At 63.7% G+C, this 26,097-nt stretch carries 17 protein-coding genes; 10 read left to right on the forward strand and 7 right to left on the reverse strand.

The genetic code is table 11. From position 1 onward, the window contains the following. The first annotated feature begins 32 nt into the window (after positions 1-32). Entirely contained in the window at positions 33-3,443 is a 3,411-nt protein-coding gene (locus ACZ2GY_RS06545; RefSeq protein ID WP_471673560.1) for a S41 family peptidase, read from the forward strand. 76 nt (positions 3,444-3,519) lie between these two features. Here ACZ2GY_RS06545 and ACZ2GY_RS06550 read toward each other — a convergent pair whose 3' ends face one another. The 4 genes from ACZ2GY_RS06550 to ACZ2GY_RS06565 all read right to left on the reverse strand — a co-directional run bounded on the left by ACZ2GY_RS06550 (position 3,520) and on the right by ACZ2GY_RS06565 (position 9,133). Beyond that, positions 3,520-3,951 carry an OsmC family protein gene (locus ACZ2GY_RS06550; RefSeq protein WP_056547199.1) on the reverse strand — a complete coding sequence of 144 codons (432 nt, stop codon included), beginning with the start codon at positions 3,949-3,951 and terminating at the stop codon, positions 3,520-3,522. 154 nt (positions 3,952-4,105) lie between these two features. Continuing rightward, positions 4,106-5,899, reverse strand: coding sequence for a 2-oxoglutarate dehydrogenase, E2 component, dihydrolipoamide succinyltransferase (sucB, locus tag ACZ2GY_RS06555; protein ID WP_471673322.1), 1,794 nt, complete (start codon positions 5,897-5,899; stop codon positions 4,106-4,108). Between the two features lie 128 nt (positions 5,900-6,027). Then, entirely contained in the window at positions 6,028-7,410 is a 1,383-nt protein-coding gene (gene lpdA / locus ACZ2GY_RS06560; RefSeq protein WP_471673323.1) for a dihydrolipoyl dehydrogenase, read from the reverse strand. Between the two features lie 172 nt (positions 7,411-7,582). After that, positions 7,583-9,133 carry a leucyl aminopeptidase gene (locus ACZ2GY_RS06565; protein ID WP_346028359.1) on the reverse strand — a complete coding sequence of 517 codons (1,551 nt, stop codon included), beginning with the start codon at positions 9,131-9,133 and terminating at the stop codon, positions 7,583-7,585. Positions 9,134-9,421: 288 nt separating this feature from the next. Here ACZ2GY_RS06565 and ACZ2GY_RS06570 point away from each other — a divergent pair, with 288 nt between their 5' ends. The 4 genes from ACZ2GY_RS06570 to ACZ2GY_RS06585 all read left to right on the forward strand — a co-directional run bounded on the left by ACZ2GY_RS06570 (position 9,422) and on the right by ACZ2GY_RS06585 (position 14,750). Beyond that, a complete protein-coding gene (locus tag ACZ2GY_RS06570; RefSeq protein WP_277357797.1) occupies positions 9,422-10,480 on the forward strand; it encodes a proteasome assembly chaperone family protein in 1,059 nt (352 codons plus the stop codon). Further along, positions 10,470-11,813, forward strand: coding sequence for an MFS transporter (locus ACZ2GY_RS06575; RefSeq protein WP_471673561.1), 1,344 nt, complete (start codon positions 10,470-10,472; stop codon positions 11,811-11,813). The genes ACZ2GY_RS06570 and ACZ2GY_RS06575 overlap by 11 nt, the downstream gene beginning before the upstream one ends. A 110-nt stretch (positions 11,814-11,923) precedes the next feature. Beyond that, positions 11,924-13,177 carry a DUF4192 domain-containing protein gene (locus tag ACZ2GY_RS06580; RefSeq protein ID WP_471673324.1) on the forward strand — a complete coding sequence of 418 codons (1,254 nt, stop codon included), beginning with the start codon at positions 11,924-11,926 and terminating at the stop codon, positions 13,175-13,177. A 328-nt stretch (positions 13,178-13,505) separates the two neighbouring features. Beyond that, positions 13,506-14,750, forward strand: a complete 1,245-nt coding sequence (locus ACZ2GY_RS06585; RefSeq protein ID WP_277357795.1) for an RNA polymerase sigma factor — start codon at positions 13,506-13,508, stop codon at positions 14,748-14,750. A gap of 124 nt (positions 14,751-14,874) precedes the next feature. Here ACZ2GY_RS06585 and ACZ2GY_RS06590 read toward each other — a convergent pair whose 3' ends face one another. Then, on the reverse strand, positions 14,875-15,099 hold the full coding sequence (locus ACZ2GY_RS06590) for a DUF7455 domain-containing protein (protein WP_056547219.1): 225 nt from the start codon (positions 15,097-15,099) through the stop codon (positions 14,875-14,877). A gap of 241 nt (positions 15,100-15,340) precedes the next feature. Between ACZ2GY_RS06590 and ACZ2GY_RS06595 the strand changes: the two genes are divergently transcribed. Continuing rightward, positions 15,341-17,437 (forward strand): DNA gyrase/topoisomerase IV subunit B, encoded by a 2,097-nt coding sequence (locus ACZ2GY_RS06595; RefSeq protein WP_277357794.1) that lies wholly within the window; start codon positions 15,341-15,343, stop codon positions 17,435-17,437. A 69-nt stretch (positions 17,438-17,506) separates the two neighbouring features. On the opposite strand, the gene ACZ2GY_RS06600 is transcribed toward ACZ2GY_RS06595, so the two are convergent. Next, positions 17,507-18,499, reverse strand: coding sequence for a M56 family metallopeptidase (locus ACZ2GY_RS06600; protein WP_471673325.1), 993 nt, complete (start codon positions 18,497-18,499; stop codon positions 17,507-17,509). A 5-nt stretch (positions 18,500-18,504) separates the two neighbouring features. After that, positions 18,505-18,876 carry a BlaI/MecI/CopY family transcriptional regulator gene (locus ACZ2GY_RS06605; RefSeq protein ID WP_056547226.1) on the reverse strand — a complete coding sequence of 124 codons (372 nt, stop codon included), beginning with the start codon at positions 18,874-18,876 and terminating at the stop codon, positions 18,505-18,507. Positions 18,877-19,087: 211 nt separating this feature from the next. Between ACZ2GY_RS06605 and ACZ2GY_RS06610 the strand changes: the two genes are divergently transcribed. Genes ACZ2GY_RS06610 through ACZ2GY_RS06625 form a run of 4 tightly spaced genes read left to right on the forward strand, consistent with a single transcriptional unit; the run spans position 19,088 to position 26,089 of the window. Further along, complete coding sequence (locus ACZ2GY_RS06610) at positions 19,088-20,662, forward strand: cytochrome ubiquinol oxidase subunit I (RefSeq protein ID WP_471673326.1); 1,575 nt, start codon at positions 19,088-19,090, stop codon at positions 20,660-20,662. 39 nt (positions 20,663-20,701) lie between these two features. Beyond that, positions 20,702-21,724 carry a cytochrome d ubiquinol oxidase subunit II gene (gene cydB, locus ACZ2GY_RS06615; protein ID WP_277357791.1) on the forward strand — a complete coding sequence of 341 codons (1,023 nt, stop codon included), beginning with the start codon at positions 20,702-20,704 and terminating at the stop codon, positions 21,722-21,724. Further along, positions 21,721-25,110 carry a thiol reductant ABC exporter subunit CydD gene (gene cydD / locus ACZ2GY_RS06620; RefSeq protein WP_471673327.1) on the forward strand — a complete coding sequence of 1,130 codons (3,390 nt, stop codon included), beginning with the start codon at positions 21,721-21,723 and terminating at the stop codon, positions 25,108-25,110. The genes cydB and cydD overlap by 4 nt, the downstream gene beginning before the upstream one ends. Continuing rightward, positions 25,097-26,089 (forward strand): GNAT family N-acetyltransferase, encoded by a 993-nt coding sequence (locus tag ACZ2GY_RS06625; RefSeq protein ID WP_471673328.1) that lies wholly within the window; start codon positions 25,097-25,099, stop codon positions 26,087-26,089. Before cydD ends, ACZ2GY_RS06625 begins: the two co-directional genes overlap by 14 nt. The last annotated feature ends 8 nt before the right edge of the window (positions 26,090-26,097 follow it).

A 26,097-nucleotide genomic window follows, 5' to 3' on the forward strand; every position in this document is an offset into this window, starting at 1 on the left:
GCGGGCGGTACGGGAGTGGTTATGATCGGATGATGGCTTCCTCTCACTACCTACGCTATCCGCATCTGTCCGGAGATCTCCTCACTTTCGCAGCGGAGAACGATGTCTGGGTTGTCCCGGTCTCGGGCGGGCGCGCGTGGAGAATATCGTCGCTCCAACAGCCGGTACGGAACCCGCGATTCTCCCCGGATGGCTCCACCATCGCTTGGACAGTGGTACAGGGCGCCGCACCGGAGGTAGTTGCTGCTGATGCAAACGGGGGGAACTTCCGTCGGCTTACCTACTGGGGGCATCAGAGCACCAGAGTGAAGGGCTTCACTGCAGACGGTCAGGTCATCGCGACGAGCGCTTTCCGGCACGAGGATCCCCGGCATACCTGGGCGTACACGCTTCCCGTGGATGGCTCCCCGGGTAACGTCGTGCCTTATGGACCGCTTGACGCCATTGTTCATGGGGAAGCTGTCGGGGACGAGCGCCCCGTTGTCATCAGCAGCGTCATGACTCGTGAACAGGCCTGGTGGAAGCGGTATCGGGGAGGTACCGCGGGCAAGCTCTGGATTGATCCGGATGGTTCCGGTGATTTTCGGCGCTTCCTGCCTGAACTCAACGGCAACCTGGCCGATCCGATGTGGGTCGGTGGCCGTCTTGCCTTCCTTTCGGACCACGAGGGGTACGGGAACCTCTACTCTGTGACGGCAAGTGGTCAGGATCTGAGGCGCCACACAGATAACGAGGCCTTTTATGTCCGTCATGCGAGCACGGACGGGAGCCGCGTAGTCTACGAATCCGCAGGGAAACTTTGGCTGCTCGAAGCCCTTGATGCGGAAGCGCGGCCACTCGATATCCAGCTTGGCTCAGCCTCCACCGGCAGGCGCCCACAGCCGCTCAACGTAGCGCGGCATCTCGCGGCCGCTGTTCCCGTCAAAGACGGCCGCGCCAGCGTAGTTGAATCTCACGGGACCCTGCATCTTCTGAGCCACCGGGATGGGCCCTCCCGCGTTGTGGATGCAACTGCGGGTGTGCGGGCACGGCTCGGTCGTCCGGTTGGCGAAGACCGGGTTGCCTACATTGCCGACCATGAGGGTGAGGAAGCGCTGTACATCCGCAGCGCGTTCAACGTCGATGTCCCTGTCACCACCGGTTCAACCCGCCCGGAAACTTTGGCAGCGGATGATGGTTTGCCCGCGCCGGTGCCGGCAGCGAAGCCGCACAGCACGAGCGAAGATCAGGAGTCGGGCGAAGCTGAGCCTGTTGAGCGTGGGGCGCCGGACGCCGCCGTCTTTGCCCAGGACCAGGCGGGCAGCACAGTTGTTTCCTGCATCCGGTTTGGAGACCGTTTCAGGGCAAGCAACCTCGCAGTGAGTCCCGACGCGAAAATCATCGCGGTTGCAGGTGAAATGGGCGAGATACTGATTCACGAGATTGGTACTGAAGGATTCTTCACCCTGTCCACCACCGCCCACGGCGCAATCGACGACGTGACGTTTTCACCCGACTCAGCCTGGCTTGCCTGGGCGGAGCCCGTCACGGGTGAAGGGGCGCGCACGCGCGTCCGGCTGAGCCGCGTACTTCAGAATACCGAGATCCTGAACGTCACCGATGGCCGCTTTCGGGACCATGCTCCGTCATTCACCCCGGACTGCAAATTCATTGCCTTTCTGTCCGACCGTAGTTTCGACCCGGTGTATGACACTCATCGTTTCGATCTCAGCTTCCCGGCCTCGACGAAACCGTTCCTGGTGGCTCTCGCGGCTGACACAGCGTCACCGTTCGGGCCTGCTGTGTACGATCGGCCGGCGCCGGCCGAGGAAAAAAAATCTCCCTCGCTGGTTGTCGAGGTTGATGCGGACCGCCTTGCCGAACGCATCATTCCCGTGCCGGTGACGCAGGGATCCTATGAGGGTATGCGGGCAGTGGAGAACGCGCTGCTCTGGACGGCAGCTGACACGATGGGGATCACCGGCGACGGCCGCGCCACCACGGATGCCAAAGAGCCGGCGAGGCGGCTCGAGCGCTTCGATATGGCCAAGCGTGAGACCTCCACACTCGTTCAGGAGGTGGACTCCTTCGAAGTCAGCGGCGACGGCAATCGTGCGGTAATAGTCCACGCGGGAGCCGTTACAGCGGTGCCCACCTCCGGTCCTGCGGAACCGGACTCTGCTGAGCGGGTAACGGTGGATCTCAACCGGATCCGTGTACTGCTTGATCCTCCCAGCGTTTGGCGGCAGGCGTTTGAGGATGCGTGGCGTCTGCAACGCGACTTTTTCTGGGCCGAAGACATGGGCGGCCTGGATTGGGAGGGCGTGCGCGAGCGTTACCGACCGCTGCTGGACAGTATCGGCTCGCACGATGATCTGGTCGACATCCTGTGGGAGCTGCACGGCGAACTCGGGACGTCCCACGCCTACGTCACTCCGGCCCTACCCAGCGAGGCGGGCGCGGGCGCCCAGGGTTTCCTCGGAGCCGAGCTCAGTCGAGCCGAGCGTGGTTGGAGGGTAGACCGTATCTTCGTCGGCGAGTCCTCCGACCCGCAGGCAGCTGCGCCGTTGGCAGCGCCAGGAGTTGCTGTGGAGCCTGGAGACATCATTCAGGCGGTGGACGGCGTGCCCGTGCCTCCGGAATTTGGTCCGGCCGTACTCCTCACAGGGGCAGGGGGGCGGCCCGTCGAACTCACCGTGGCACGGTACAACGATGACGGCGGCCAACCCGCCGTTCGCCGGGTCGCGGTTGTACCGTTGCGCAGTGAGGAACGGCTCCGCTACCAGAACTGGGTCAGCGCGAACCGTACGATCGTCCACGAAGCTTCGGATAGCCGGTTCGGCTACCTGCACGTTCCGGACATGGTGGCCAGGGGATGGGCGCAACTGCATAGGGACCTCGACCGCGAGACTGCCCGCGACGGTCTCATCATCGACGTGCGCCGCAATCGGGGCGGTCACACTTCACAGCTGGTAGCCGAACTCATCGGCCGTAAAGTGACGGCCTGGTCACTCCCGCGAGGTGAGCAGCCGGGTACCTATCCGGCACATGCACCGAGGGGTCCGGTCGTTGTCCTCACTGATGAGTTCGCAGGTTCCGACGGCGACATCATCACCCAGGTGGCGAAGCTTCGGGGGATCGGGCCGGTCATCGGCACCCGGACGTGGGGCGGTGTCGTCGGCATCGACGGTCGGTTCAGCCTCGCCGACGGAACCGGAGTCACACAGCCGCGCTACGCGTTCTGGATGACCGGAGGCATTGAGTGGGGCGTGGAAAACTACGGCGTGGACCCCGACATTGAGGTGCAGTTTCCGCCGCACGCGTACGCCGCACAGGAAGATCCTCAGTTAGAGCACGCCGTCGGAATTCTGCGCGAGATGCTTGAAGAACTGCCCACGGACGTACCGCCGGCACGCAGGAATCATCCGCAGCTTGCACCGCTGCCCCTGCCGCCGCGCAGCTGATCTGTCGCTGGTAGCACTGTGCCCCGGTCACCGTAGTTGGTGACGGGGGCACAGTGCTATCGGATGAAAGCAGGTATCAGGACTCCAGAGTTGCATCCAGCGAGATGTCCTTGACGCCGGCGAGTGCCTGGGAGACAGGGCACCCCGTCTTCGCTTCGTTGGCAAGGCGCTGGAAATCCTCCTCGTTCAGATCCGGCACCGATGCCTTTAGGGTGAGCCGGATGGCGGTGATGCCAACGCCTGGCTGGAAATCCACCTCGGCCTTGGTCTCGACGCGGTCCGGAGTCTTTCCTTCTCCGCCAAGAGCATGGCTGAAGGCCATGGAGAAGCATGCCGAGTGTGCTGCGGCGATGAGTTCTTCGGGGCTGGTCTTTCCTTCAGCCTCCTCTGCCCGCGCCTTCCAGGTGACGTCGTAGGTCCCAAGTCCGGAGGTGTCCAGAGAAACCTGTCCTGATCCGCTGGGCAGGTCTCCACTCCAGACGGTATGTGCTGAGCGTACTGTAGCCATCAGTTCTCCTCTTCAATGATTGAATCACGTGCACCGGACGGGCGCCCGGGTGTCTTGCGCATCAGGTGATGCGGAAGCGTTCTGCTGGTGCATCCTCAAAGGCAGAAGGCAGCGCACCCGGTCGTCGGAGCGCTGCCTTCTGCATCTGCGTGAACTACAGGCCGAGGTCGGCCTCGAAAGCGCCTTCCTCGAGGCGGGACTTCAAAGCCTGAAGGAACCTGCCTGCGTCCGCGCCATCCACCAGCCGGTGATCGTACGTGAGGGACAGGTACATCATGGAGCGGATCGCGATGGTGTCATCGCCATCTGCATCGGTGACCACTACGGGACGCTTCACGATTGCCCCGGTTCCCAGAATGCCGACCTGGGGCTGGTTGATGATCGGAGTGTCGAACAGGGCGCCGACCGAGCCGATGTTGGTGATCGTGAAGGTACCGCCCGAGAGTTCGTCCGGTCCGATCTTGCCGCTGCGCGTACGCGCACCGACATCGGCGATCTTCTTGGCAAGGCCCGCCAAATTAAGGTTGCCGGCATCGTTGATTACCGGAACCAGCAGGCCCTTTTCGGTGTCCACCGCGATAGCGAGGTGCTCGGCGTCGTGGTAGGTGACTTCCTTGGCTTCCTCGTCGAAGGACGCGTTCAGTTTGGCGTGCTGCTTCAAGGCCTCTGTCACTGCCTTGGCAATGAACGGCAGGAAGGTCAGCTTCGCGCTGTTCTGCGCCTGGAAAGTTTCTTTCGCCTTCGCACGGAGACGCGCAACGCGGGTCATATCAACTTCGATGACCTGCGTAAGCTGCGCTGAAACCTCCAGCGACTCCCGCATGCGTCGCGCAATCGTCTGGCGGATGCGCGGGGCCTTCTCCACGGTCCCGCGCAGCTTCGAAGCTGCAGGCGCGGCCGCGGGTGCGGGTGCAGGAGCGGAAGGAGTAGCACTCGGAGCGTCCTGCTGTGAAGCCTTCGAGGATTCGGCTGCCTCAAGCACGTCCTGCTTCCGGATGCGTCCACCCACGCCGGTACCCTTGATGGAGCTCAGGTCCACGCCATGCTGGTTGGCGAGTTTGCGGACCAGGGGAGTGACGTATACGGAATCTGAGCCTGTTGCTTCGTCGCTCGGTGACTTTGCGGGAGCCGGCGCTTCCTTTGCCTCAGTGGGCTCAGTGCTCCCGGACGGTTCCGGCTGTGGTTCGGGCTCCGGCCGGGCTGCCTCCGGTTCTGCAGTAGGCTCTTCGCGCTCAGCCGACGGCGCCGCAGCGACGGGTTCGGCGCTCTTCGGCTCCGCCTGTGCAGGAGCGGCGCCGGCAGATCCAATGACAGCCAGTACGGAGCCAACTTCTGCGGTCTCATCTTCGTTGACCCGGATCTCCTGCAGGGTGCCGGCGACGGGGGAAGGGATTTCCGTATCTACCTTGTCGGTGGACACCTCGAGAAGCGGCTCGTCCACCTCCACGTCATCGCCGACTGCTTTGAGCCAACGCGTTACTGTACCCTCCGTCACACTTTCCCCGAGGGCGGGCAGAGTGACTTCGGTTCCCTGACCGCCGCCCGCGGCTTCCGTGGAGCCCTCGGCTTCCGTGGACTCCTGCGTGGGAGGGGTTTCTGCTTCTTCTTCGCTCTGTTCGACAGGCTGGTCCCCACCAGCATTTTCAGCTGCATCGCCCGAAGATGACTCCACACCTGAATCCCCACTGTCGGAACTGTCCGAGCCGCCTGAGCCGTCTCCGATCCTTACCAGCGGAGCGCCAACCTCGGCGGTCTCGTCTTCGGCGACGAGGATCTCCTCGATAACTCCGGCGATGGGGGAGGGGATCTCTGTATCGACCTTGTCCGTTGATACCTCGAGCAACGGCTCATCGACTTCGACGCGGTCGCCGACCTGCTTGAGCCAACGGGTGACGGTACCCTCGGTAACGCTTTCGCCGAGGGCCGGTAAGTTCACGGATTCAGACATGGTGTCCGGTTCTCCTTGTTCGTTCTACCTTCGACCGCCGGTACCGGGAACAGCCGGTCGGTTTGAGGTTGCCAGTGATGCTTTATGTGGAGTGTGGTGCAGCGGTGCAGCAGAGGGGCCGGAGCCGGTCAGCCGTGGAGCGGTTTGCCGGCGAGAGCAAGATGCGCTTCGCCCAGCGACTCGTTTTGCGTGGGGTGCGCGTGGACCAGTTGGGCCACATCTTCGGGGTAGGCTTCCCAATTCACGATGAGTTGGGCCTCGCCGATCTGCTCACCCATGCGGGTACCGATCATGTGGACGCCCACCACCGGGCCGTCCTTCTCACGCACCAGTTTGACGATTCCGCCAGTGCCCAGAATGGAGCTCTTTCCATTACCTGCGAGGTTGTACTCCTGGGTCTCGACCTTGTCATCACCGAGCTTCTCGCGGGCAGCCTTCTCGGTGAGCCCGACAGAGGCGATCTCGGGTTCCGAGTAGGTCACCTTGGGGATGTTGACGTCCTCGACGACGACCGGCTTGAGTCCGGCGATTTCCTCGGCCACAAAGATGCCCTGCTGGTACCCGCGGTGTGCAAGCTGAAGTCCGGGAACGATGTCACCGACAGCGTAGATGTTCCCAACTCCGGTATGCAGGCGTTCGTTGGTGATGACGAATCCACGATCGAGCGTGATCCCGGCTTCGTCGTACCCGAGGCCGTCCGTAACGGGCCCACGGCCGACTGCGACCAGCATCAGGTCCGCCTCAAAGGTCTTGCCGTCGACGAGAGTCACCTTGACGCCGTCGTCGTTCTGCTCGACCTTGTCAAAGAAGGTGCCGGTGTTGAACTTGATGCCGCGCTTCTTGAAGGCACGTTCGAAGTTCTTGACGATGGAGGCATCCTCATTGGGAACCAGGGAGGGCAGTCCTTCGATGATCGTGACGTCTACGCCGAACGACTTCCACACGGAGGCGAACTCGCATCCGATCACGCCGCCGCCAAGAACGATTGCGCTGGAGGGAATCGTTTCCATGGTGAGGGCGTGATCAGAGGTGATGACCTTGCCGCCGATGTCGAGTCCGGGGAGGGACCGCGAATATGAGCCGGTCGCGAGAACGATGTTCTTGCCGGTGTACGTGGTGCCGTTGACCTCAACCGTGTTCTCACCGGTCAGCTTGCCTGCACCCTCGATCACGGTGATGCCCTTGGCTTTGATGAGTCCCTGGAGGCCCTTGAACTTGCCGGCGACGATGCCGTCCTTGTAGGCGTTCACGGCGTTCAGGTCGATCGACTCGAACGTTGCCTTGACGCCGTACTTCTCCGCGGAGCGTGCGCTGTCCGCGACCTCGGCTGAGTGCAGCAGCGCCTTGGTGGGAATACACCCGTTGTGGAGGCAGGTTCCTCCGAGCTTCCCCTTTTCGATGAGCCCGACAGTGAAGCCGAGCTGAACGGCGCGAAGAGCGGCGGCGTAGCCCCCGCTGCCTCCGCCCAATACCAGGATGTCGAACTCTTGCGCAGTTGCCGTATCGGACACGTGGACGCTCCCTCGCGTAATCGGTGACGCACTTAGGTTCGCGCGTCGATTGAGTCTGGCGGAATGCTTGGTGTGATCTGGGTTCACCCTATCGCCAGATCACACCATCAGCCACTTGATGAAGGCTGTTGCACACCCCTGTGTGTCGAGTGTCACCTCGTGACGGACGTGTTCAGGCTGAGTGCTTCTCGGCGCGTTCGATGACGTCTTCCACGTAGGCCAGGAGAGTACGGACACCTACGCCGGTGGCACCTTTGGGGGTGTAGCCGTACGCGCCACCCTCGTTGAAGGCTGGGCCGGCAATATCCAGGTGTGCCCACGGAATCTTCTTCCCATCCATTTCTCCGACGAATTCACGGAGGAATACTGCAGCCGTCATCATGCCGCCGAACTTCTCTCCGATGTTCGCGATGTCGGCAACTGTGGAATCGAGACTTGGACGCAGTTCCTCGGGCAGCGGCATGGGCCAGAACTGTTCGCCCACGCGATCTGCAGCTGCTTTCACGGCGTCCCTTACCCCGTCGTCGCCCATGACACCGGACACGCGCTTGCCAAGCGCAACCATCTGTGCACCGGTGAGCGTCGCGATGTCGATGATCGCGTCTGGATATTCCTGGCTCGCCGCAGCCAGGGCGTCGGCCATGACCAGCCGGCCCTCGGCATCGGTATTAAGAACTTCCACAGTGCGCCCGCCGAAAGTGGTCAGTACATCCGAGGGCCGCTGCGCTGTCCCGGAGGGCATATTCTCCGCGAGGCAGAGCCAGCCGCTGACGCTGACCGGAAGACCCAGCCGCGCAATCGCGGCAACGGCAGCAAGCACGACGGCGGCGCCTGCCATGTCCAGCTTCATCGTCTGCATCCCGGCGCCCGGCTTGAGGGACAAACCGCCGGAGTCGAAGGTAATGCCCTTGCCGACCAGTGCGAGGTTGATTTTTGACTTGGCGGGGGAGTACTCGAGCTTCACGAGCCTTGGCGGACGGGAAGATCCCTTCCCCACCCCAAGAATCCCGCCGTACCCGTCCTTCTCCAGTCTCTTTTCATCCAACACGGTTACTTTCACCGGTAGTCCCTTGACATGTTCCCGGGCGAATTGCGCGAACGATTCCGGGTAGAGGTGGCTCGGCGGCTGGTTGACAAGCGTGCGAGTCACATTGACTCCGCGTCCAAGTGTCTGTGCACGCTCAAGTGCCGCCTTCAGCGTCCGGTCCTGCGCGGCGGGAGTGAGTAACACGACTCGCGAGAGAACGGCGGCGGAGGGCCGCGGCGCCTTGCCGCCAACTGCCGAATAGTGCTCCGTGTAGGTGTAGCTTCCCAAGAGAATGCCCTCGGCCACCGCGGCGGCCTGTGCAACCGTGGCGGCGGGGAGGGCAACAGCCAGGCTCTCAACTCCGCCCAGCTGACGCGCAGCGGCTCCTGCTGCCCGGCGTAGCGTCTCCTCTGACAGCGGGGTCCCGGCGACGGTGCGTCCCGTACCGGAAAGAACGAGTACGTCTGCGCCGGTTTCAGGTAGTCCGGGGAATCGACGCACTTCGTCAGCGGCTCCGGTTACTCCCAGCGAGGGGAGACTGTCGGTGAGGGCGCGGGCAGATTTAGCCGAGAGCGGGTTTTCCAGAAGCACGGGACCATCCGGGCTTTGGCCGGTGCCGATCACCAGGACCTCGCACGCGGATTTCTTGATGTCCCGGGAGACTGCGGTCAGGTGAATATCGCTGGTGTTGCTCACGAAGGTTCTTCCTCGCTTCCGATGGCTGGGCAGTGCTGCAGCGGGCGTGCGGGTCTGGTGACGCCCATGCTTTCCTATCGATCGTAGTCGCAGCCTGTGACATGCGTCCTACGGACAGGCCGCGGGAATGAGAGGAGCGAGCTGGGGTGTTACACACACCGGGCACGCGATGGCGCATCAACTAGGGTTGACGCAACGGCGCAGCGCTGGAGTGAACACTGAAAAAGCCGCCGGGATGACGCGCGCTGCACTGCCCGCAGTGTCTTGATACGAATTGAGGAGGATGAAATGTTGGAGCCGCAAAGCCTGTACAACGTCAGCAGCTCGATTCGTCATGATCCTTCCCTTCGGGGGCTACCCCTTATTGCAGGTTTCACCGGGTTCGTCGATGCGGGGCAGGTGGTTGCGCAGGTGCGCGATGAGCTGCTCGGAACGCTCGACCACGAAGTCCTGGCCGTGTTCGACGTTGACCAGCTCATCGATTACCGGAGCCGTCGGCCCCGAATCACGTTCGAACAGGATCATCTGCGGGATTACCAGCCGCCTGCCCTTGAGCTCCGGGTTCTCCAGGACGGTCTGGGCGAAAAATTCCTCTTCCTGAGCGGAATGGAACCGGACTTGCAGTGGGAAAGGTTCTGCTCCGCCGTCGCACAACTCGTTTCCCTGTTCGAAGTGCCGTTGGTTTCCTGGGTCCACTCGCTCCCGATGCCCGTTCCACACACGCGTCCGCTCGGTGTAACCGTTCACGGAAACCGGGGAGACCTGATCGAAGGGATGGGTTCCACCTGGCGGCCCACCGCGGAACTGCAGGCCTCCATCGGACACCTGCTGGAGTTGCGTCTCTCACAGTCCGGGCACGACGTCGTCGGATACGTGGTGCACGTTCCCCACTATTTGGCGGAAGCGGAGTATCCGCCTGCCGCAGTGACGGCGCTGGAGTACCTCGGCGCATCCATCGGCCGTGTTCTGCCCACTGACCGGCTGCGGGAAGCAGGCCGTGACGTGGAGCGGCAGATAGCGCGTCAGGTGGACAACTCGGCCGAGGTGCAGGGCGTCGTGTCATCGCTGGAGAAACGCTACGACGAGCACTCCGACGGCGCGCGTCGGTCACTGCTTGTGAAACAGAATATGGAGCTGGCCGACGCCGAGGAGCTGGGTTCGGCCGTGGAGGCCTTTCTCGCAGGTCCGCATGCGGCCGACGAGCTCGCCGCGACGCTGGACGAGGACGCCCCGCAAAGTGACGCAGCAGGCGGAGAAAGCGGCACGTCCGGCAGCACAGGGTCTGGACGCAGTGGCGACGGCGCGGCGGGTGACACCGAAGACGGAGGCAAACAGACTGGGCGCTGATCCGGCTGCCGGAACGGACCGGCGCGCCTGGCTGGTATGGGGCGCCGGGGTACTGGCCTACCTCATAGCAGTTACGCAGCGCACCTCCTTCGGTGTTGCAGGAGTCGAGGCGACCGAGCGGTTCGACGCAACAGCGTCTGCTTTGGCTGTCTTCACGGTCGCGCAGCTAGTGGTCTACGCCGGACTGCAGATTCCGGTGGGCGTCCTGGTCGACAGATTCGGCCCGCGCGTCATGATTGTCAGCGGTGCGGTTCTGATGGCGCTGGGACAGACCCAGCTTGCATTTGCCGAGTCCATCACGGCCGGCATAGTTGGCCGTGTGTTGGTTGGCGGCGGTGACGCAATGACTTTCGTCGCAGTTCTCAGGTTGCTTCCGGCATGGTTCGAGACCCGGAAAATCCCGGTGCTGACCCAGCTCACGGGCATCCTCGGGCAGCTCGGCCAGATTCTCAGCGTCATCCCATTCCTGGCCGTTCTGCAGCTAGCCGGCTGGAGCACCGCTTTTCTGTCAGCGGCCAGTCTGGGAGTCCTGTCGGCCGTTCTGGGTTTTACCCTGATCCGGGATCATCCGGAAGGAAACGGCCAGCGAAGCCGCTCATCGCTGCGCCAGACCGGAGTCTCCCTCACCGAGGCGTGGAAGCAGCCCGGGACCCGCCTCGGCCTCTGGTGCCACTTCACTACGCAGTTCTCAGGCACGGTTTTCGTTCTGATGTGGGGCTACCCCTACCTGGTGAGTGCTGAAAAACTCGCCGCAGGGACGGCTTCGGTGCTGATGACCCTTTTTGTCGTAGTGGGCATGATCTGTGGACCGCTCCTGGGCGTCTATGTCGCCCGGCACCCGCTGCGCCGCTCGACCATGGTCCTGGCAATTACCGCGGCGACCGCGCTCGCGTGGTTGGTGGTGCTGACCTATCCGGGAAAGGCACCCGTCTGGCTGCTCGTGCTGCTGGTCGTGACGCTTGCCGTCGGCGGACCGGGGTCGATGATCGGTTTCGACTTCGCCCGCACCTTCAATCCTGCCTCCCGGCTCGGTACCGCGACCGGCATCGTCAACATCGGCGGATTCACGGCCGCGCTTCTCACCATGTTCGCCGTAGGCCTGATTCTGGACCTGCTCCTGTCGAGCGGATTCTCCAACGGTGACCTGTATGCGCTCGAATCATTCAGGATCGCTTTTGCTGTGCAGTTCGTGGTTCTGGGAATCGGAACCGTCGCAGTCCTGGTGCTCCGGCGCCGCGTGCGTGCCCAGTTGGCTCGTCAGTCGATCATTGTGCCGCCACTGCGGCAGGCAATTGCAAGGGAATTGCGACGGCGGCGCGTAGCACGCAGGTAGTAACCGTACAGGTAGCAACCGTTCCTCCACATCCGGCCGAATCACGCGCTTTACCCACATAGTGTCTTCGGCGGACCACAGGCGAGTGCTTCGGCGTCACAGTCGTATTCATGACAGCAAACGCACCCCATCCCGAAGCCCCCATCAAGGTCAGCACGCCGGCCGATATTCTCAGCTACGTTCCCCACATCCTTGGTTTCCAACCACGGGAGAGCCTCGTCTTCCTCACGATGTCCGGCAAACGCGTGGGCGCTACGCTGCGCCTAGACCTTCCGCCGACGGACTCTGATCCGCTTGACTATGCATCCACGGTGCGGGATTACCTCGAATCTGACTCCTCGGCCGACGGAGTGTTGATGGCGGTGTACACCGACGCCGAGTGGGCCGAGCCGGGCTCCCCGCCCTACGCTCCGTTGATCCACTGCCTCGACCTGGTGCTCGACGCCGCAGGACTGCCGCTGTTGGACGGATGGCTCGTCAGCTCAAGTCATTGGCGGGACTACTTCTGCGAGGATGCGTCCTGCTGTCCCTGGCCGGGCCACCCGCTTGCCCGGATCACCGAAAGCGTCCTCAACGCGGAGCTGGTCTATCAGGGGAGTACCTATGCCGCTTCCCTGGCAGCCGCGGTCGGAACACCCGACCCCGGGCACAGCGAAGAAATCAATCAACTGGCGGCCTCCTACGTGGAACAGTGGTGTGGAAGGTGGGACAAGACAAGCCTTGGCCGTGATTCCCTCATCCTCTGGGACGCGTTTCTTTCACGCACGGCAGATCCGCAGGAACCGGCAGTTTCGCCGCAGGTTGTTGCTTTCCTTCTGGCCGGTCTGACTAGCGCGCCCGTGCGGGACAGCCTCATAGTGCTGGCAGCCGCGGGTCCGGACGCTGCGCAGGAAGCCGCAGTCGCAGCCGGCGTGCTGCCGGCGGATCCGGAGGAGGAGGAACTTCCGTACGCCTGCGACGCCCTGATGACGGGCCTGCAGGCTCTGCGACCGACGGGAGGTCTTCCGCGACCCGCAGACCAGGAGGACAACGAGGATCCCTCAACACTCTTTCGGGATGTCTTCCTTGCCACGCTCAGCGTGCCGGACTGGGATCGCCTTGATGCAGCGCACACCCGCTTTCTCGGGTTGACCGCAGTGGCGAGCGGGGAGCCGCGGGCGGCTCTTCTCAGCATTCTGGGTTGGCTCGAATGGGCACGTGGCAGGGGGTCGCGTGCTCATCACTATCTGCAGGAGGCTTTGGACGAAGCTCCGGGATACACCCTCGCTGAACTCCTGATGGCGCTGGTCGGAACCGGTTCCCTTGCACCGTGGGCTCGCCGGCGCGAGACCGCCTGGACCTCCGAATCCCGCAGCGTGGCCTGAACCGTACACGGACTCGTTGAGGAAAGAAGAGCGGGATTCACCGGAAGCACCGGCTGTCGGTTCGGAATTTACGTGAGGTTCGCAAAGCGTGCGACAATGGAAACGAGACCCGGTTGGGTTCGTGTTTCAGATCGACGCGTTTCAGGCACTTCGGATGTTGGTATTCACACCACCACACGTCCGCAAGGGGAATAGCGCACTCGGCAGAGCTGTTGTACGTACGAACAGTTCCCGTTGATAGGTCTGATTTCAAACACGGACTTGACAGGGTCATAGTGGTGTTGCCCTCCTTGGCGGCGCCGCAAACCGCCGTATGAAAGGTTCTTGAGTGTCGGCCAAGAAGACAACAGCACCGGTGTTAACAGAACCCGGTACAACTGCAACCAAGCGCAAGACCGCCGCTGCTAAGCCGGCATCGAAGACCGCTACCGCTCGTGGCGCCAAGCCCGCGGCAGCCGAAGGCAGCGTAGACACGAAGGCCCCGGAGGGCAGCCCCGCAAACGTTCCTGCAGAGCAGGAGACCGCGCCGGGTGCCGCAGAAGTCGAAGGTGCAGACACTGAGGCTGCAGAGCCGGAGGCGGCTGAAGCTTCGACTGGGAGCGGGTTTGTCTACTCGGATGCTGACGACGACGATGCACCGGCACAGCAGGTCGTTTCCGCAGGCGCTACTGCGGACCCGGTCAAGGACTACCTGAAGCAGATCGGCAAGGTCGCCCTTCTCAACGCCGAACAGGAAGTAGATCTCGCTCTGCGCATTGAGGCGGGCCTGTTCGCCGAGGAGAAGCTGGCGGCGAATGAGAACATCGATCCCAAGCTGCGTCGGGAACTTGAGTGGGTCATCCATGACGGGAAGCGCGCCAAGAACCATCTTCTCGAGGCAAACCTCCGTCTCGTGGTGTCGCTGGCCAAGCGCTACACCGGCCGCGGAATGCTCTTCCTGGACTTGATTCAGGAAGGCAACCTGGGTCTGATCCGTGCTGTAGAGAAGTTCGACTACACCAAGGGTTTCAAGTTCTCCACCTACGCAACGTGGTGGATCCGCCAGGCCATCACCCGTGCCATGGCAGACCAGGCCCGCACCATCCGTATTCCGGTACATATGGTCGAAGTCATCAACAAACTGGCCCGCGTCCAGCGGCAGATGCTGCAGGACCTCGGCCGGGAACCCACACCGGAAGAACTGGCACTTGAACTCGATATGACGCCTGAAAAGGTCGTCGAAGTTCAAAAGTACGGCCGCGAGCCCATCTCCCTGCACACTCCGCTCGGCGAAGACGGTGATTCCGAGTTCGGCGACCTGATCGAGGACTCGGAAGCAGTCGTCCCCGCGGATGCGGTGAGTTTCACACTTCTGCAGGAGCAGCTTCACTCCGTCCTGGATACGTTGTCGGAGCGGGAAGCAGGTGTGGTCGCCATGCGGTTCGGTCTTACTGACGGCCAGCCGAAGACCCTCGATGAAATTGGCAAGGTGTACGGCGTCACCCGTGAGCGCATCCGCCAGATAGAGTCCAAGACCATGTCTAAGTTGCGGCACCCGTCACGTTCGCAGGTACTTCGGGACTACCTCGACTAGGAACGGCGGCAGCAGGCACATAAATAGGAAGAACCCCCTCCGCGGAGGGGGTTCTTCCTATTTATGTGCCATCCGTTCAGGAGGCTCCAACTATGCTGCGCTTCGGCGGACGGCCTGTGCGCGGCTATGCCTCTACAGTGCTCTGCGCCTTTTCGGTCAGCCGGGCGGTTTCATCCTGCCACTCTGACGTCTGCGGCCGGAGAGTGCTCTCAACGGCGCGGGCGTGGTGCCCGCAGAAGAGAAGCTCACCACCGGAGGACTGAAGGACTGCGCGCACATAGGCCTGGGCCCCGCACCGGTCACAACGGTGCAAAGCGGTTAGCTCACGGGTTGCTGTAGCTGTTGTCATGGATGCCTCCTTAGTGGTTCCTGTAGTTCATATAACCACTATTCGTTGCCGTTTCTTCGCAAGCTGGGTGTGCTTTCGCTGAGCGCGTACGCTCGCGGGGAGGTATCCGGCAGGGACGAACCGCGCGCCCGAGGGCCCGGCATGCCTGCCATCCACAGCGGGGACAAGGGAATATGCTTGGGAGGGTGCGCCGCTCCCGGCTCGCCGAGATAGACCGCAATCCCAAGGAGTTTCCAAGGAAGTGGCACCCCGCTCTGAATACACAGCCCGCCATCTTTCCGTCCTCGAGGGGCTTGAGGCGGTTCGCAAACGTCCCGGCATGTACATTGGCTCCACTGATTCCAGGGGGCTCATGCACTGCCTCTGGGAGATCATCGACAACTCGGTGGATGAAGCACTTGCGGGACACGGCCAGAGCATCAAGGTCATCCTCCATGCCGACGGTTCCGTTGAGGTGCATGACGATGGGCGCGGCATTCCGGTAGACGCCGAACCCAAGACCGGGCTGAGCGGCGTGGAAGTCGTCTTCACGAAACTGCACGCCGGCGGCAAGTTCGGCGGCGGCTCTTACACCGCGTCCGGTGGGCTCCACGGCGTCGGCGCCAGCGTGGTCAACGCGCTGTCCGCGCGCCTCGACGTCCAGGTTGACCGTGGCGGCAAGACGTACCAGATGTCCTTCCGGAGAGGTGAGCCCGGGCGGTTTGCCGATGAGCGCAAGCCGTTGCCTACAGCGGAGTTCTCCCCCTTCGTCGACAGCTCCCGCCTCGAAGTCGTCGGGAGCACCAAACGCGGCGTCACGGGAACGAGGATCCGGTACTGGGCGGACCGGCAGATTTTCACTCCTGATGCCAAGTTCTCCTACGAAGAGCTGCAGGCTCGTGCGCGGCAGACTTCATTCCTGGTACCGGGACTAAGCATTACGCTTCGCGATGAGCGTGCCTTACCCGGCACGGACGGGGTAGTCGAAGAAGTCTTCCATCACGACGGCGGAATTTCCGAGTTCGCTGAGTTCCTGGCGATTGACCACGCCGTCACTGATGTGTGGCGCCTGCATGGGTCCGGCCGTTTCAAGGAGTCCGTTCCCGTCCTCGATGATCAGGGGCACAGCCGGATCGCCGAGGTCGAGCGTGACTGCGAAGTGGATATCGCGCTGCGCTGGGGGATCGGTTATGACACCACGGTAAAAAGTTTCGTCAACATCATTGCTACGCCCAAGGGCGGAACCCACCAGTCGGGCTTCGAACAAGCGCTCCTGAAAACCTTCCGGAAAGTGGTCGAGGCCAATGCACGCAAGCTCAAGGCGGGCAGCGACAAGCTGGAGAAAGACGACGTCTTTGCGGGTCTCACCGCGGTTCTGACCGTGCGGCTCGCGGAGCCGCAGTTCGAAGGCCAGACCAAGGAGATCCTCGGAACGTCCGCCGTCCGCGCCATCGTCGGCAAGGTGGTGGAAACGCAGATCCTTGCGAAACTGAATTCATCGGCCCGCGCAGACAAAGCGCAGTCTGCGCTGCTGTTGGAGAAGGTTGTCGCCGAGATGAAGTCCCGCGTATCGGCGCGCGTTCACAAGGAAACCCAGCGCCGGAAGAACGCGCTGGAGACATCATCCATGCCAACCAAGCTTGCAGACTGCCGCATTGACGATTCCGAGCGTTCCGAGCTGTTCATCGTTGAGGGTGACAGCGCGCTGGGGACCGCCAAGCTGGCGAGGTCCTCGGACTACCAGGCGCTGCTGCCCATTCGGGGAAAGATCCTCAACGTGCAGAAGGCCTCGGTGGGTGACATGCTCTCCAACGCCGAGTGCGCCGCGCTGATTCAGGTTGTCGGCGCAGGGTCGGGCCGCAGCTTCTCTCTTGATGCGGCCCGCTACGGCAAGGTCATCCTGATGACGGACGCCGATGTCGACGGCGCGCATATCCGTACCCTGCTGCTCACGCTGTTCTTCCGGTACATGCGTCCCCTGGTTGATGCCGGGCGGGTCTTTGCGGCCGTTCCGCCGCTGCACCGGGTGGAAATACTCAACCCCGGCAGCAAAGCGAATGAAACCGTCTATACCTATTCCGACCAGGAGCTTCACCGGCTGCTCACCGCCCTCGAACGTGAGGGCAGGCGCTACAAGGAACCCATTCAGCGGTACAAGGGACTGGGGGAAATGGATGCCGGACAGTTGGCGGAAACCACCATGGATCCGCGCCATCGCACCCTGCGTCGAGTACGGATTCAGGAGGCCGAATCGGCTGAGCGGGTCTTCGACCTTCTCATGGGCAGTGACGTTGCACCGCGCAAGGACTTCATTGTGGCCGGCGCCGCGTCGCTGGATCGCGAACGCATCGACGCCTAGTACAGGGCAATAGTCTGCACAGCCAGCTTGCGCAGGAGCTGAATCAGGGAGCCCTGGGAGCCCGGCGCGTCAGCCCAGGAAACCGGGCGCGATCAGCAGGGCGGTAGGCACAGTCAGCAGCAGCGTCGATGTGGCGAGGGCCGCGAAGGTCTGTGCGGGGGTGAGCGGCGCCTGCGGCTCGAGCAGGCGGCGCAGCCGGTGAACCGTTGAGAGCGAGGCATCATCCTGCTCGGGATCCTGCGCTGCTGCGGCATCGGTCAGTGCATGATCCGGTGTCTCGCCCGAACGCCCGTGTGAAACAGACGGACCGTGCGAGCCCGTCGCCACAATGGCTATTGCTCCTACAAGGGTCTCCTGGTCCACTTCCTTGACGGCCTCGTCGTCCGCGAGCATCTCGATCAGCTCATTGACCGACCGCTGCGCCAGGCGCGACGTCGGCAGCCACGGGAGCGCTGAACGCCAGGCCGCAAAAGCCCAGAGCAGCAGGTGATGCCGCTGGCTCAGATGGGCACGCTCATGCACGAGAACGGCCCGCAGTTCATCTTCGGAGAGCAGCCCCATCAGTCCGTCGGAGAGGACCGTCACGGAGCGCGCGCCGCCGGGCAGGCAATAGGCAACCGGGGCCGGGTGCTTGATCACCAGCGTGGAGGGGTTGGTGTGTGAGGGTGAACTCAACAGATTCAGCAGGTTGCGGTGCCGCCGTCGTTGGCCCTTGATCCGCGCATAGGTGATCAGCAGGGTGAACACGAGGTGCGCGGTCAGGAGGCTTGCGGCGCTGAGGGCGAAGACGTGGACGAGGCCGAGAGTGCCTGCCGGGCGGTTATTCACCAGGATGTCCCAGAGGCCCTGCAACGCTTCGAGCAGATTATCTCCCAGCGGTTCCAGTCCCCACACCAGCATGGCGCCGATCATTGACAGACCTCCGGCGAGCGCGATTGCCTGCCACAGGATCATCGCGGTGAACGGCGAGCGTGAGGGCCACTGTGCGCGGGAGAGGGCGATCGGTGCGGGCCATGCCAGAATCACGGCCAGCGCCGCCAGGAAGTGGGAGGCCCAGAACATGGCGGCTAGTTGCTGCCCAGGAGCCGCCGGAGTGTGCGGGCCTCGCTCTCAGAGACACTGCCGATGAAGCGTGCCAGTACAGCTTCGCGGTCAGGAGCGGTTACCAGTACCTCATGCATGAGCTCCGCCGTGTGGTCTTCGCGGCTGGTCACGGCGCGGTAGCGGTGAGGGCGGGTGTCGCGTTCACGCTCAACCAGGCCCTTCTTCTCCAGCCGGGACAGGACGGTCAACACCGTGGTGACCGCGAGTTCCTTGCCTTCCGCCGTACCTTCAGGAGCTAGCGCCAATGCATCACGAAGAGTGTTCGCGGTCATGGCCTCCTGGGTGCCCCACAGCAGGTCCATCACTGTGCGTTCGAGTTCACCGAGCGTGGCCATTCTTATTCCTTTGTTGATCCTGATCTGCGGCTGGACGGACTGATTGCGGTGCAAAACCACTTCCAATCTCTCTTAATCTACAGCTTTTTCGCGCAAGGTTCTACGTCATGTAGAAGTGTGCGGGAAAGTTGTTCTACGATATGTAGAAGAACGTTTCTACAAAGCGTAGAAATCGCTCACACATCGCCAGTGCTTGAGGAATTGAGGACCTGTGGAAGCACTTGAAATTGCACGGTGGCAGTTCGGTATCACCACCGTGTACCACTTTCTGATGGTGCCGCTGACGATAGGGCTTGGCCTCGTTGTCGCTGTCATGCAGACCCTCTGGTACCGGACGGGCAAGGACCATTACCTGCGGATGACGAAGTTCTGGGGGAAGCTCTTCCTCATCAACTTCATCATGGGGGTTGCAACCGGACTGGTGCAGGAGTTCCAGTTCGGGCTCGCGTGGAGCGAGTACAGCCGGTTCGTAGGCGATGTCTTCGGTGCGCCGCTTGCGATGGAAGCGCTGCTTGCGTTCTTCGTCGAATCGACCTTCCTGGGCCTGTGGATCTTCGGTTGGCAGCGGCTGCCGAAGGTGCTGCACCTTGGAGCGCTGTGGGCCGCAGTCGTGGCGTCGGTATTCTCCGCCTACTTCATCATCGTGGCGAACTCCTGGATGCAGCATCCCGTGGGCGTCGAGCTCGTGGACGGCCGTGCCCGCATGGTGGACGCCTGGGCAGTGTTCACGAACAACACCGCCCTGGTCGCCTTCACCCACACCATCTTCGGTGCCCTCGCTGTTGCGGGCGGCTTCCTGCTCGGTATTGCCTGGTACCACCTCTGGAAGCGGCGCCATGACGGGCTGGACACGGTCGACGGCGACGGGAAGGTCGTCGTCGGAACTGACACTTCCGGTTCCCGCGGAGTGATTGACCACCAGGTGTGGCTGCGCTCAGCGCGGATCGGCGCCGTCGTCGCGTTGATTTCCTTCGCCGGAACCGCAGTGTCAGGTGATCTGCAGGCAAAGCTGATGTTTGAGCAGCAGCCCATGAAGATGGCGGCAGCGGAAGCCGCCTGCCACGATGGAACCGGCTTCTCGGTCCTCTCGGTCGGCAACCTGGGATCGCAGGACTGCGACGACATCGTTGCGGTTTTCGAGGTTCCGGGCCTGCTGTCCTTCCTTGCGAACGGTGACTTCACTACCGAAGTCAAAGGCGTGAACACGCTCCTGCCCGAGTACAAGGAGCAGTACGGACAGACACTGCCGGACGATCCGATGTACGGCGAGCGCGCCGGCATGAGCATCGACTACCTGCCGGTCATGGAAGTCACCTATTGGGGCTTCCGCATCATGATCGGCTTCGGCGCACTCGCCGCCTTCGCTGCGCTGGTAGCCCTGTGGATTCTGCGGAAGGGGACGGTCCCTGAGTCCCGCTGGCTGATGCGGCTTGCGGTGTTCGGAATCCTCGCGCCTTTCGGGGCCAACTCCGCGGGCTGGATCTTCACGGAAATGGGCCGCCAGCCGTTTGTCGTGGCGCCCAACCCTGACCCCAGCGGCATCGACGGCGTCTTCATGTTCACGGCCGCCGCAGTGTCGCCGGGGGTATCGCTCGCCGAACTCGTCTTCTCGCTGGTCGCACTCACTCTGGTCTATGCCGTCCTGCTGGTCGTCGAAGTGAAGCTGCTCTTCACCTACGTGCGCGGCGGGGTTGCCTCCGCCATGCCGGAGTTGGCTGCCCGGCACGACGACGACAGTTCCTCACGCGGAAAGGACGACGACGATGTGCTCGCCTTTGCCTACTGAGCCGAACTCCACTGCGCCGCGCGGAAAGGAACCACGCACATGACCGAGCTCCTGCCCACGATCTGGTTCATCCTGATCAGCGTGCTGTGGACCGGCTTTCTCTTCCTTGAGGGATTCGACCTCGGCGTCGGCATGCTGATGAAGCTGTTCGCGCGAACCGACCGGGAACGGAGGGTCCTCCTCAACACGGTTGGGCCGGTCTGGGACGGCAACGAGGTCTGGCTCGTCACCGCGATAGGTGCAACTCTCGCCGCCTTTCCGCTCTGGTATGCCTCGCTGCTTTCCACGCTCTACCTGCCCTTCATCCTGGTGCTCCTCGCACTCATTTTCCGGGCAGTCGCCTTCGAGTACCGCGGAAAGATGAACAGCGACCAGTGGCGCCGCCGCTGGGATCTGGCGATCTTCCTCGGCTCCTTCACCGCAGCGGCTGGAATCGGCGCCGCCCTCGCCTTGACCACCTCCGGACTTCCGCTCAACGAGAACGGTGACCGGGTGGGCGGGCCATTCGTCTGGGTTACGTTTGACGCCTTCCTTGGCGCGGCCGCCGTCGTCCTCTTCTGCCTCGCCCACGCTCTGGCGTTCCTAGTGCTGAAGACCGACGGGCCCATCCGGGAACGAGCGAGAAAGCTCCTGATACGGCTGCTGCCGCTCGCCGTCGTGCCGTTGCTGCTGTGGGCAGCGACAGTGCACCTCGCCGGCGGAACGGTGTGGACCGGTCTTATCCTTGCCGTCGCCGTAGCTGCGGCGGCTGCGTCCTGGTTTGCCGAGTGGTCCTCACATGATGGCTGGGGTTTCATCTGGCTGGGTGCCGCGCTGGCGGCTTCGCTGGCATGCATCTTCGGCTCGGCCTATCCGGTCGTGTTGCCGTCAACGCTCAGCGACGCCTTCAACCTCACGGTGGAGAACGCTTCGAGCTCGCCATACACCCTCGGATTGATGAGCATCGTCGCCGCTATCGGGGTGCCCCTCGTGCTCGCTTACCAGGGCTGGACCTACTGGGTCTTCCGGAAGCGCGTCACCGAAAAGAGCATCCCCGACGCACACTCGGTGAGTCCCCTGTGATCGACCGGCTCCTGGCCCTCGGCCCCGCCGGCATGTCCGTTCCGGTTCGTCCCGTGTACCTCCTCGGTGTCCTTGCTGCGGTCAAGGCAGTGGGGCTGGTCCTGATCGCGGAAGCAATCGCCCGCGGCATCGCGGCGCTCGCCGGCGGTGCCCTGCCGTCAGCAGACCTGTTGGAGGTCGGGGTGGCCGGTGCAGTGCTGCGCGCAGGCGCTGCCTGGGCGCAGCAAGGAACCGCTCAGCGCCTGGCATACGGGGTGAAGGAGCGGCTGCGGCGGGAGGCGCTTGAGCGGGTGCTTGCCGACGGCGGGACCACGAGTGGGAAGCAGGGTACGGGCGCGCTCAGCGTGCTCCTCACCCGCGGGTTGGACGGCCTCGACAAGTACCACACGCAATACCTCCCCGCGCTCATCACCTGCGCAGTGGTTCCCCTCTTGGTCGGCGCGCGCATTCTGGCCGCGGATTGGGTGAGCGCCGCCGTGATCGTCCTGACCATCCCGCTGATCCCGGTCTTCATGGTGCTGATCGGTTGGCACACGCAGGACAGAACAGCCGAGGCGAGGGCATCGCTCGATCGGCTCTCGGACCATCTGCTGGAACTCGCAAAAGGGCTGCCCGCCCTCGTTGGCCTCGGCAGGGCAAGTGCCCAGACGCGTGCGCTGGAGGATATCGGCGCCGGCTATTCCCGCCGGACCATGGAGACACTGCGCATCGCCTTCCTGTCATCGCTCGCGCTCGAACTGATCAGCACGATTTCAGTGGCGGTCGTGGCCGTGTTCGTGGGCGTGCGGCTGATCCACGGTGATGTGGGGCTTGAAGTGGGCCTGCTCGCCCTGATCCTCGCGCCGGAGTGCTACCTGCCGCTGCGGGACCTGGGGGCCGCGCACCATGCGAGCGATGACGGGCTGGAGGCAGGACGGGCCGTGCGGCACATCATCGATGCGCCACGGACGTCCGCCGCCGTGCCGGTCGGCCGCCCGGAAAACGCCGACGACGGTGCGTCCGGCGCCGAAGGCCTCACCCTGCGCTTCGAAGGCTCAGAAGCACCGATCGTTGAGAATCTCACCTTCACCCTGTCCCCGGGGATCACCGCGCTGAGGGGTCCCAGCGGTTCCGGCAAGTCAACGCTGATGGGGCTGCTGGCAGGAGTTCCCCAGCCCGGCCTTCACATTGATGGCGCGGTCAGGCCGCTCAGCGGCCCGCTCGGTTGGGTGCCGCAGCATCCCGAGCCGCTGATGGACACCGTTCGTGAAGAACTTGCCTTCTACGCAGAGTCACCGCTGGAAGACCAGGCGCTTCTTGGGCTGCTTGCGGCAGTGGACGGAAGCCAGTTGCTGGAGAAGTCCACCGGAGAACTGAGCCCGGGCGAACTCCGGAGGGTTGCGCTGGCCAGGGCCCTGCTGCGCACCGGGCCCGCCGGGGGAACATTGCTGCTCGATGAACCCACCGCCCACGTGGATGAGAACACCTCGGCGGTTATCCGCCGGACAGTACGAAACCTGCCGTCAACGGTCACTGTTGTGCTGATCGCCCATGATGATGAGACCGCACGCCTCGCCGACCGCACGGTCGACCTCGGGTCAGCCCGAAGCCTGGCTACAGCGCCGCACACTGCGCACACCCCGAATCGAGCGGGCGGAAATAACCCCGACCCGCGCGAAACCTCGCCATCTGCGCCCGCTCGATCCGGCTTGGCCGAGCCGATGATGGGCCACGGGGCCGTTCGGACAGCCCTGCGAGCGCTCTCGTTGGTGCGCCCGTGGTCCCCCCGGTTCCTCGCAGCACTCGCTTTCGGCACGGGCTCGTCTGTTTTCGCCGTGGCCCTCACAGCATTGTCCGGCTGGCTGATCGTCCGAGCGTCCGAACAGCCGCCCATCCTCTACCTTCTCGCAGCCATCGTGGGGGTTCGGTTCTTCGGCATCGGACGCTCCCTCTTGCGCTATTGCGAACGGCTGTGGCTGCACGAGAGCATCCTGCAGACGTCTGACGCTGTGCGCCTGCGGCTGTGGCATGCGTTGCTCGGCCGTGCGGAATCCTGGCGCTCGCTATCACGCGGATCCGGTGGCATCGAACGGCTCGTGGGCGACATTGACGAACTGAGGGACACCGCCGCGCGGGCGGTCTTCCCGCCGCTGACGGCGGTCCTGACCGGTCTGGCAGCCATTTGTACGACGGCGCTGCTGCTGCCGGAGGCGATTCTCTGGCAGATCTTCGCCGTCGTTACCGGTCTACTGGCCGCCCCCGCCGCCGCATTGCTGGCGGAACGGTCAGCGGGAGCAGCGGGCATCAGGCTGCGTGCGGCTTCCCTTGCCCAGACCACGGGTCTTCTGCGGGCATCACGCGATGTCGCGGTCAACGGGCTCACTGCAGGCGCCCTGAACCGCCTCGCTCGGCTGGAATCCCGTGCCGCCCGCGGCCTGCGCCGCAGCTCCTGGGCCGCCGGCATCGGGCAGGCACTCGTCGTCTTCGCGTGCGCCCTGGCCGCTGTCGCCGTCCTTGCAGGCTCTGTCGGGCAGAGCGCGGAAGTAGTGGCCGTCGTCGTGCTTATGCAGCTTGCGCTTATCGAGCCTCTCGCAGCCGGGGTGAGCGCCGTGCAGCAGTGGGCGCCGCTTGGAGCCGTGACGCGCAGGCTCGATGCTCACCTGGATCCTGCCGGCGCCGCAGCCGGCTTGGAGGTCCGGCGGAGTATGCCGGAGCCGGCGCAGGGCGTGGACGCGGCGGTGCTCGCGCTGGTGGACGCCGCTGTGGGGTACGAGCCCGGTGCTCCAGTGGTAGAGGGCGTCACGCTCTCGGTGCGGAGTGGATCCTGGACCGCACTCACGGGTCCCTCGGGCAGCGGCAAATCGACCCTCATCGGCGCACTGCTCGGGTTCCTGCCACTCAGCAGCGGCAGCTACCTGGCAGGGGCCGCGGCTGACGGCGGAATGCTGCCCGCCGCCTGGTGCCCGCAGGAAGGCCACCTGTTCGACTCCTCGGTGCGGGCCAACCTCCTGCTTGCCCGTTCCCCGCAGGAACACGCTGATGATGATGAGCTGTGGCGGGTTCTCGAAGCCGTAGGGCTGGCCGATACCGTGCGGGGGCGCACGGACGGGCTGGACACCAAAATTGGCCCGGGCGGGAACAGGTTCTCCGGCGGCGAGCGGCAGCGCCTCGCGGTTGCCCGCGCGCTGTTGACCAGAGCGTCGGTGCTGATCCTCGACGAGCCCACTGCCCACCTTGACGACGACGGCGCTTTCCGCCTCCTGCGTGACCTGCGGAGCGGGCTGGGGAATCGGCCGGTGCTCCTGGTCACCCACGACCGCGCCGAAGCGTTCCGCTGTGACACCGGCGTCGAACTGGCTGCCGGCAGCGAGGGCAATCACTTAAGCTGGGAGCATGCCTACGCCTGAGCTCATTCCAACCCACCAGCAGCTGAGCTGGCGGGCAATAACAGCCACAGACCTTGAGGACTGGGAGTCGCTGCTACGCCGGATGGCGGTCGCTGACAAGCCGGACTGGATCGAACAGCGCGCTGACCTGGAGGAAGTCCTCGAAGCTTCCAAGAATGATCCCGTGCTGGACACCGTCATGGGTTTCGATGATGGCGGCACACCGCGCGCCTTCGGGCGGATCAGTGCAAATCCGGGTTCACAGCTGGTGCACGTTTTTGGGGGAGTCGATCCGGAATGGCGACGGCGGGGGATCGGCCGGGCGATTCACGGCTGGCAGGTCGAGCGTGCGGGTAAGAGACTGGCGGAAGCAGGGGTGGAAGGAGGCTTCATCCGTTCCTACGTGGAGGAGCTCAATCCGGGGCATCGCGCGCTCATGGAGTCGGCCGGCGGCACCATCACCCGGTGGTTCACGGAAATGACCCGCGATCTCTCGGCGGACATCCCGGAGGTCGATCTCGACCCGGAATTCGAGATCGTAGCGTTCAGCGACGACCTCTCCGAGGCCATCCGCCTGGCGCATAACGAGGCTTTCCAGGATCACTGGGGGAGTGAGCCTCGGGATGAGGAGAGCTGGCGGTTCACCGTCACCCACCCGGAGTTCCGGGCGGAGTGGAGCCTTGCCGTCATCGACAACTCCTCCGGTGAGGTGGCCGCGTACGAGATCGCGAGCTATGACCCCGAGTCCAGGGAACTGGTCGGCCACAATGAGGGCTACACCGAGCTGCTGGGCGTGAGACGCGACTGGCGTGGGCGTCGTCTCGCACCTGCGCTCCTGGCCGAAGCCATGCGCCGTTTCAAGGCAGACGGCATGGAGAACGCCGGGCTGGGCGTGGACACCGAGAACCCCTCCGGCGCCCTCGGCCTGTATGAGCGCATGGGGTACACCCCAACGCGCCGGTCGATGGTCTTCGAGAAGCAGCTCGCGCAGCCGGAGTAGTACCGGCT

The organism is Arthrobacter sp. KKT183 (assembly GCF_055657625.1).